This window comes from Methylobacterium sp. WL7, from assembly GCF_008040085.1.
Lineage (GTDB): Bacteria > Pseudomonadota > Alphaproteobacteria > Rhizobiales > Beijerinckiaceae > Methylobacterium > Methylobacterium mesophilicum.
On sequence record NZ_VRVG01000181.1, the window covers coordinates 1 to 7,469 of the forward strand.

Sequence of the window (7,469 nt, forward strand, 5' to 3'; positions counted from 1 at the left end):
CCCGCCCCCGCCGGAGGACGTTCCGCCCCGCCGCTGGGGCGGGCCCCGCTGGTAGGGCGGCGACCCGGATCAGATCCGGGCCGGGGCCTTCTTGAGGGCGGCCGCGAAGGCCTTGAGCTGGCGGTTCAGATCCGCCAGCTCGTTCAGCGCGATGGTCTTGTGACCGTCGCGGACCGCGCGCTCGATGTCCTCGACCTGGAGGCTGACGACGCGGCGGATGGCAGTGGCGACTTGTTCTCGGGTCATCGATGCGAGGGTCTCGTTCGCGCGTCCTGGCGGGCCACAACGGACGGCCGGACCACGGCCGCCGACACCGCCCGGTGATAGGCCGGTAGGCTTAACCGTTGGTGTCCGGAGGCCCCGCCATCCCCGGAAACCGGGTCCGCCGCAGCCCGTCAGCGACCTCGGATCTCGCCCCGCCGCATCGGCATCGCGTCGATCGTGGCGAACAGTTTTTGGGGCGGGATCGGCGCCGCCTCCGTGAGCTTGGCGCCACCGTCCTTGCCGACCAGGACCGCACGGAATTCGCCCGCCGGCAGGGACAGGTGCGCGCGCAAGGCCCGGGCCGCGGCGCCGTCCCCGACCGCCTCCAGCACCACGAGGTCGCGCTCGGCCGCCCCGCCCCGCATCGGGCCGAGCGCCGCCCGCTGCGCCCGCAGGTCCGGGTCGTCCGGATCGGGGGCCGACAGCACCAGCACCCGGGAGCGCCAGCGATAGGCGTCGAGCGGTCCGGCCATCGTGGCTCCTGCCGTCAGGGCGGCCAGTCCGAGGCCGATCAGGGTCGCGCGCATCGTGCCTCCTGGCCCGCCGATCCCGGTCAACGCGCGGGGCGCCCCATTGGCCGCCGCCGCCTCGCGCCCCAGATCGGGGGTCGCAGGCAGAACACCCGGGAGTCTTTCATGAACGCCGTGAACCGCCGCATCGTCCTGGCGTCGCGCCCGCACGGGGAGCCGAAGCCCGAAAACTTTCGCCTGGAGGAGGGGCCGGTGCCGGAGATCGGGCCGGGCCAGATCCTGCTGCGCACCCGCTGGCTGTCGCTCGACCCGTATATGCGCGGCCGGATGAGCGACGCGAAATCCTACGCGACCCCGGTGCAGATCGGCGAGCCGATCACCGCCGAGGTGGTCGGCGAGGTCGTCGCGTCGAAGCATCCGGACATCCCGGTCGGGGAGCTGCGAACGGCCTTCGCGGGCTGGCAGGAATTTTTTGCGAGCGACGGCAAGGGCACCCGCCGGGTCGATCCGGACGCCGCCGCGCCCTCGACGGCGGTCGGCGTGCTCGGGATGCCGGGCATGACCGCCTATACCGGCCTGCTCAACATCGGCAGGCCCAAGCCCGGGGAGACCGTGGTGGTGGCCGCCGCCGCCGGGCCGGTGGGTTCGCTCGTCGGGCAGATCGCCAGGCTGAAGGGCGCCCGCGCTGTCGGGATCGCGGGCGGGCCGGACAAGTGCCGCTACCTCACGGAGGAGCTCGGCTTCGACGCGGCGGTGGACCATCGCGGGGCCGACCTGCCGGGGGCGCTGACCGAGGCCTGCCCCAAGGGCATCGACGTGTATTTCGAGAATGTCGGCGGCGCGGTTTTTTCGGCCGTGATGCCGCTGCTCAACCCGTTCGCCCGGATCCCGGTCTGCGGCCTGGTCTCGGCCTACAACGCCACCGAGGCGCCCCCCGGCCCGGACCGGCTGCCCGGCCTGATGCGCGCGGTGCTCACGAACCGCCTGCACATCCAGGGCTTCATCGTCTGGGATTTCGCCGACCAGGCCGAGACCTTCCGGCGCGAGGTCGGGGCCTGGATCCGGGAGGGCAAGGTCCGGTACCGGGAGGACGTGGTCGAGGGCCTCGAGAACGCACCCGACGCGTTCATCGGCCTGCTGAAGGGCCGGAACTTCGGCAAGCTGGTCGTGCATATCCCGTGAGCGGGGCTTGCCGCGAAAATGGAACATAGATAGAACATAAAAGTTCGGCAGCATGCGGATAGCGGGCACAAATCCGCACCGCAGGTTGCCGCCTCGACGGCCCGGGCGCATGAGTCCGCGGCCGCCGGGTGATGAGCCCAGTGAGATCCGTACGGTAAGGAGAGAGCGATGGCGGGCAGCGTCAACAAGGTGATTCTGGTGGGCAACCTCGGGCGCGACCCGGAGATGCGCCGCCTGGGCTCGGGCGACCCGGTCTGCAACCTGCGGCTGGCGACGTCCGAGTCGTGGAAGGACAAGGCCTCCGGCGAGCGCAAGGAGAAGACCGAGTGGCACTCGGTCGTGATCTACAACGACAACCTCGCCCGGGTGGCCGAGCAGTACCTGCGCAAGGGCTCGAAGGTCTACATCGAGGGCCAGCTCCAGACCCGGAAGTGGACCGACAATTCGGGCGTCGAGAAGTACACCACCGAGGTGGTGCTCCAGCGCTTCCGCGGTGAGATGACGATCCTCGACGGCCGCAGCGGCGGTGGCGGCGGCGACTTCGCGGGCGAGGACGAGGGCGGCGGCCAGATCAGCCGCGGCGGCGAGTCCGGCGGCGGCCGGGGCGGCGACCGCGGCGGTGATTTCGGCGGCGGCCGCGCCCAGGGCGGCGGCGGCGGACGTCCGGCCCCGGCTTCGTCCGGCGGCGGTGGCGGCGGGGCCCGCGGTGGCTACGACCTGGACGACGATATCCCGTTCTAGGGTCTTTCGGGATCTCTCAGACCCGCCGCTCACCGCGGCGGGTTTTTTTCTGAGTGATTGCGTAGTCTGCAAACCGGCGCACGGTTGCTTGCTCTGGATTGCATCAGGTTTTCCACACGCCCCCGAACCGTCCAGTATCGCCGTCGCACTCAAGATCGCCAACGGCGTTCCCGAAACGTTCGGGTCGGGTCATGCCGTCGTCAGCCGAGTCCGCCTCGCTGCGACTGATGCACCCCGAATCGTCATCGCGAGCGGAGCGAAGAAACCCAGGGAAACGCCACGTCCGGAGATCGCGCGCCGCACTGGCTTGCTTCGTTGCGCTCGCGATGACGGTGGGCGGCCGACTGATGGCGGTCTACGCCGCTCCCCGTATCGGCGTGCCGCCTGTCCCCGGCGCCGCGGTCCCTGCCCTCCCGGGAGTTTCCGTCACAGCGCCACGCCGGCGGTCCCGCCGACCGTCAGGACGACCGGGCGCGGGCCGGCATCGGAGTCGCCGCCATCCTCCAGCCAGGCCAGCCCCTGCCGGAAGGCCCGCCCGGGCGGCGCGCGCTTCGCAGCGCGATGAATTCCATCGACCGCAGCATGCGACATGGATCTACTGTCGGCCACATGGTATATCCGTCCGACTCAGCGCGGTTCGGCGGCGTCCGCACTATCTGTCTCGCCTGAATATTGAATATCGGCTCGCCGATCGATCGCGAAATTGACGACACCGGGATTTAACCTGGGTCCGGACAGGTCCTCGCTCTCGGAGAGGTACCTGCGACGCGAAGGGAACCGCACGGGGAGACCCGTCGATGCCCGATGTCTAAGCCTGCCAGCGTCGATATCTCCATCGTATCCGGGAGCCGGAAGATGTCAGATCTCTGTGCGATCGAAGATTTCATCACCGAGGCCGAACACCACATCCGACAGGCGGAAGCACTGCTGGCGGACCTCGAAGCGATGCGGTCGAGCGAGGCCCGGCGCCTGCGGGCCTGCATGTATCTCACCGCGCTGCAGCGGCTGAAGCGCATGATCGAGACCCACCATCCCGCGGAGGCGGCGGACGATGCCCCGCTTCCGGCCGCCATCCTGCCCGGGCCGAAGCGGCTGCGCTGGTGGCCCGTGCCGCGGATGGCGATCGAGACCGGTTTCTTCCGGCGCCGCGCCGGCTGATGCTCCGGTGATCGACGCCCCCGAACGGGACCGCGATCACCGGACCGAAGGGGGACCGTCAGGGGGGCGACCATGCCCAAGCGAGCACTGATCGTCAGCCTGCCGATCCTGGTCCTGTTCGTGGTCCTGCCGCTGGGGCGGGTGGCCGGGCGGGATCAGCGCGGCCCGGTCCACCAGGCGGCGGAGATCGAGGGCCTGGTCAACAGGGCCGCCGAGCTGATCGAGAGCGAGGGCCGCACCGCCTTCCCGGCGTTCCGGCGCAGGAACAGCCCCTGGCGCTACGGCGACGTCTACCTGTTCGTCGTCGACATGCACGGGACCGTGCTGTTCAACGCCGCCCATCCGAACCGCGAGGGCCGCGACCTGCTCCAGGAGCACGACGCGGCCGGCAAGCAGTTCCACAAGGACTTCATCGGGATCGTGCGGGAATCCGGGTCCGGCTGGGTCGACTACATGTTCCCGCGGCCCCGGCGCAGCACGCCCGAGGTGAAGTGGAGCTACGTCTGCGCCACGACGGTCGAGGACGTCCCGGCGCTGGTGGGCGCGGGCGTCTACGTCGAGTGAGGCCCCGCCCTCACAGCATCGGGATGCCGCCGGTCACCGGCACGAGGGCGCCCGACATAAAGCTGCCCTCGCGCGAGGCGAGCAGCACGTAGGCGCCGGCGAGTTCCGCGGGCTGGCCGGCGCGGCCCAGCGGTGTCTGGGTGCCGAGCTCTTCCAGCTCCTCGGGGCTCTTCACGATCGGCTGGATCGGGGTCCAGACCGGGCCGGGCGCCACGCAATTCACCCGGATGCCCTTGGGCGCGAGCAGGTTCGACAGGCCGATGGTCAGGCTGGCGATGGCGCCCTTGGTGGCGGCGTAGATCAGCATGTTCGCGCCCGCGACCTTGGCCTGGACGCTGGTCGAGTTCACGATCGCGCCGCCCGGCTTCATGTGCGGCACCGCGGCCTGGGCGAGGTAGTACATCGCGAAGACGTTGGCCCGGAACGAGCCCTCGATGTCGGCGGCGTTCAGGTCGTCGAGCCCTTCGTTGACCACCTGGGCGGCGGCGTTGTTGACCAGCACGTCGAGCCGCCCGAACGCGGCCATCGTGCGGTCCACCAGCGCCCGGCACTGGGCCTCGTCGCGGATGTCGCCCGGCAGGAGCAGGCAGCGGCGGCCGGCCTTCTCGACCCAGGCTTTGGTGTCCTCCGCGTCCGACTGCTCGACCTCCAGGTAGGAGATCGCCACGTCGGCGCCCTCGCGGGCATACGCGATCGCCACGGCCCGGCCGATGCCGGAATCGCCGCCGGTGATCAGCGCCGCCTGCCCGGTGAGCAGACCCTTGCCGACGTAGCTCTCCTCGCCGTGGTCGGGACGCGGCGTCATTTTCGAAGTGAGGCCGGGCCGCTCCTGCTGCTGGTCGCCGGGAAAGGGCGGCCGGGGACCGGCCTCGCGGGGATCGTCGGTCATCGGGCGCGGTTTCCTGCAGGACGGGGCATCTGGGGCGCGCTTCGACCGGTCGTATCAGGCTGGCGAACCACGCGGCGCCATCGGGGGCGCACGCGAAAAAGCCGCCTCGCTCCGCGATCCGGGCCGGACGCGGAGACAGGGCGGTGAGCCGCGACGTGGCGGGCGGTCGAGCGGGGCGTCAGAACGCCCGGTCGCGGGCGGCGTGCGGGCCGCCGTAGCGGCGGCGCAGGAAGGACACGACCTTCGGAAGCAGAAGGGCGATCAGGATCTTACGCATCGGGCGGTCTCGCATCGCGGGTTCGTGATCCGGCAATGCGCAGTGGTCACCGCGGTTCCGTGACGCGCCGTCACAGCGCCAGGGTCAGGGTCACCGGGGCGTGGTCCGAGGGCCGCTCCCAGCCGCGGGCGTCGCGCAGGACCTCCACCGCGCGGACCGTGCCGGCCAGCTCCGGCGAGACCCAGGCATGGTCCAGCCGCCGGCCCTTGTTGGCCGCCGACCAGTCCGGGGAGCGGTAGCTCCACCAGGTGTAGATCTTCTCCGGCTCCGGGGTGAGGTGGCGGGCCGCATCGATCCAGCCGGCCTCGCCGCGCAGCAGCTCCAGGGCCTCGGTCTCCACTGGGGTGTGGCTCACCACGTCGAGGAGCTGCTTGTGCGACCAGACGTCGTGCTCCAGCGGCGCGACGTTGAGGTCGCCGACCAGGATCGCCGGGCCGGCGACGCGCTGGCCGCCCCAGGCGCGCAGCTCACCCAGGAAATCGAGCTTGTGGGCGAACTTCGGATTCAGCGCGCGGTCGGGCACGTCGCCGCCCGCCGGGACGTAGAAATCGTGCAGCACGATGCCGGCCGCGGCCCCCGCCTCGGGCCCGAGCACCGCCGAGATGTGCCGGGCGTCCTGCTTCTCGCAAAAACCCATCACGCCGCGGGTGTGCAGGGGGAAGCGGGACAGGATCGCGACGCCGTTATAGCCCTTCTGGCCGGCGAACATGACGTGCTCGTAGCCGGAGCCGCGCAGGGCTTTGAGCGGGAACGCGTCGTCCGGGCACTTGGTCTCCTGGAGGCAGAGCACGTCCGGCTTGTGCTCGGCCAGGAAGCGCAGGACCAGGTCGATGCGCAGCCGCACCGAGTTGATGTTCCAGGTGGTGACGGACAGGCGCACGGGCGGGGTCTCGGGTTGCGTCTCGGGCTTGGGGAGGTGAGATAAGCCGCCTTGTCGTTCCGGGGCGCCGGAGGCGAGCCCGGAATCCAGATCCTCTGACGGTGCGGGTGCTTGCGTCGTCGGCGGTCATGGATCCCGGGCTCCGCTGCGCGGCCCCGGGATGACGCGGTGGATGTTTCAGCGATCGGGCAAACCTCGATCCCTTGGCGAATGGGATCCTCGTGAAATGTTGCTCAGCGGAGCATGCCGCATCGCCCCGAAAATCAGTTGGGCTGCTGCGATTGCTGGATCTGCTGCTGCATCGCCTTATCCTCGGCGCGCCCGTAATTGATGAAGAACAGGCCGGCGTCGACGGTCTTGGGCCGCTGCAGGTTCGAGAGCTGCACCGTGGTGATGTAGCCCTGCGGGTCGGTGATCCGCCACTGCGACAGGGTCTTCATCTCGGCATCGAAGAACAGCTGGATCTTCGAGGTGCCGCCGAGCGTCGCCCGGTCCTCCAGGCTGATGCGCACGCCGCCCGGATCGTTGGCGACGTCGGTGACCGAGAGGTCGCGGGCGAGGTCGATTTTTTCACGCAGCAAAAACTTCAGCGGCGTCTGGGCGATGAAGTAGAGGTCCTGGGTGGCGAGCTTGCGGTCGCGCACCGCCACGGAGGTGCCGTCGGCCACCACCTCCAGCGGCGAGGGCTGGTCGTAGTCGAAGCGCAGGCGGCCGGGCTTGGCCAGCGTCAGCTTGCCGCCGATCCGGCGCCCGTCCGCGCCGATCTGCATGAAGCTGCCCGTCAGGGTGTTCATGGCGTTGAAGTAGGCGTTGGCCTGGGCCAGCACGGTGGCGGCGTCCGCCGGCTCGGACGGGGCGAGCGCCGTGGGCGCGCCCACGGCGGCGACCTTGGGCTCGGCGGCCCTGTGGTCCGCCTTGTCGTAATTCTTGGTGCCGGCCTTGGGGCTGCCGGCCTTCGGCGCCTCCTTGGCCGCGGACTCCTTGGCGGGCTTGGCCGCCGGCTTCCGGGGCGCGGGCGCCGGCGCCGCCGGGGCGGCCTCGGGG

The 7,469-nt window shown here is 70.6% G+C and carries 10 protein-coding genes; 4 read left to right on the top strand and 6 right to left on the bottom strand.

All coding sequences use genetic code 11. The annotated features are described in order from the left end of the window. Window positions 1-69: 69 nt before the first annotated feature. Together FV233_RS30670 and FV233_RS26900 are read right to left on the bottom strand one after the other, a co-directional pair. Window positions 70-246, bottom strand: a complete 177-nt coding sequence (locus FV233_RS30670; RefSeq protein WP_007569379.1) for a hypothetical protein — start codon at window positions 244-246, stop codon at window positions 70-72. 149 nt (window positions 247-395) lie between these two features. Further along, window positions 396-791 (bottom strand): DUF4174 domain-containing protein, encoded by a 396-nt coding sequence (locus FV233_RS26900; protein ID WP_147899337.1) that lies wholly within the window; start codon window positions 789-791, stop codon window positions 396-398. Between the two features lie 108 nt (window positions 792-899). On the opposite strand from FV233_RS26900, the gene FV233_RS26905 reads away from it, so the two are divergent. Next, window positions 900-1,916: an NADP-dependent oxidoreductase gene (locus FV233_RS26905; RefSeq protein ID WP_147899338.1), complete on the top strand. Its 1,017-nt coding sequence runs from the start codon at window positions 900-902 to the stop codon at window positions 1,914-1,916. A gap of 168 nt (window positions 1,917-2,084) precedes the next feature. Then, window positions 2,085-2,657: a single-stranded DNA-binding protein gene (gene ssb, locus FV233_RS26910; RefSeq protein WP_147899339.1), complete on the top strand. Its 573-nt coding sequence runs from the start codon at window positions 2,085-2,087 to the stop codon at window positions 2,655-2,657. A gap of 426 nt (window positions 2,658-3,083) precedes the next feature. Here the strand turns inward: ssb and FV233_RS30675 are convergent, their stop codons facing one another. Continuing rightward, complete coding sequence (locus FV233_RS30675; protein ID WP_187278242.1) at window positions 3,084-3,248, bottom strand: hypothetical protein; 165 nt, start codon at window positions 3,246-3,248, stop codon at window positions 3,084-3,086. Window positions 3,249-3,512: 264 nt separating this feature from the next. Here FV233_RS30675 and FV233_RS26915 point away from each other — a divergent pair, with 264 nt between their 5' ends. Continuing rightward, the gene (locus tag FV233_RS26915; protein ID WP_147899340.1) at window positions 3,513-3,815 is read left to right on the top strand and encodes a hypothetical protein; all 303 of its coding nucleotides are present in this window, start codon (window positions 3,513-3,515) and stop codon (window positions 3,813-3,815) included. 72 nt (window positions 3,816-3,887) lie between these two features. Then, window positions 3,888-4,379 carry a cache domain-containing protein gene (locus FV233_RS26920; RefSeq protein WP_147899341.1) on the top strand — a complete coding sequence of 164 codons (492 nt, stop codon included), beginning with the start codon at window positions 3,888-3,890 and terminating at the stop codon, window positions 4,377-4,379. Between the two features lie 10 nt (window positions 4,380-4,389). Here the strand turns inward: FV233_RS26920 and FV233_RS26925 are convergent, their stop codons facing one another. From FV233_RS26925 to FV233_RS26935, 3 genes are all read right to left on the bottom strand, one after another. Further along, entirely contained in the window at window positions 4,390-5,268 is an 879-nt protein-coding gene (locus tag FV233_RS26925; protein WP_147899342.1) for an SDR family oxidoreductase, read from the bottom strand. Between the two features lie 347 nt (window positions 5,269-5,615). After that, complete coding sequence (xth, locus tag FV233_RS26930) at window positions 5,616-6,425, bottom strand: exodeoxyribonuclease III (RefSeq protein ID WP_147899343.1); 810 nt, start codon at window positions 6,423-6,425, stop codon at window positions 5,616-5,618. Window positions 6,426-6,688: 263 nt separating this feature from the next. Then, window positions 6,689-7,469: outer-membrane lipoprotein carrier protein LolA (locus FV233_RS26935; RefSeq protein ID WP_147899344.1), on the bottom strand; the 781-nt coding region annotated here is incomplete at its 5' end.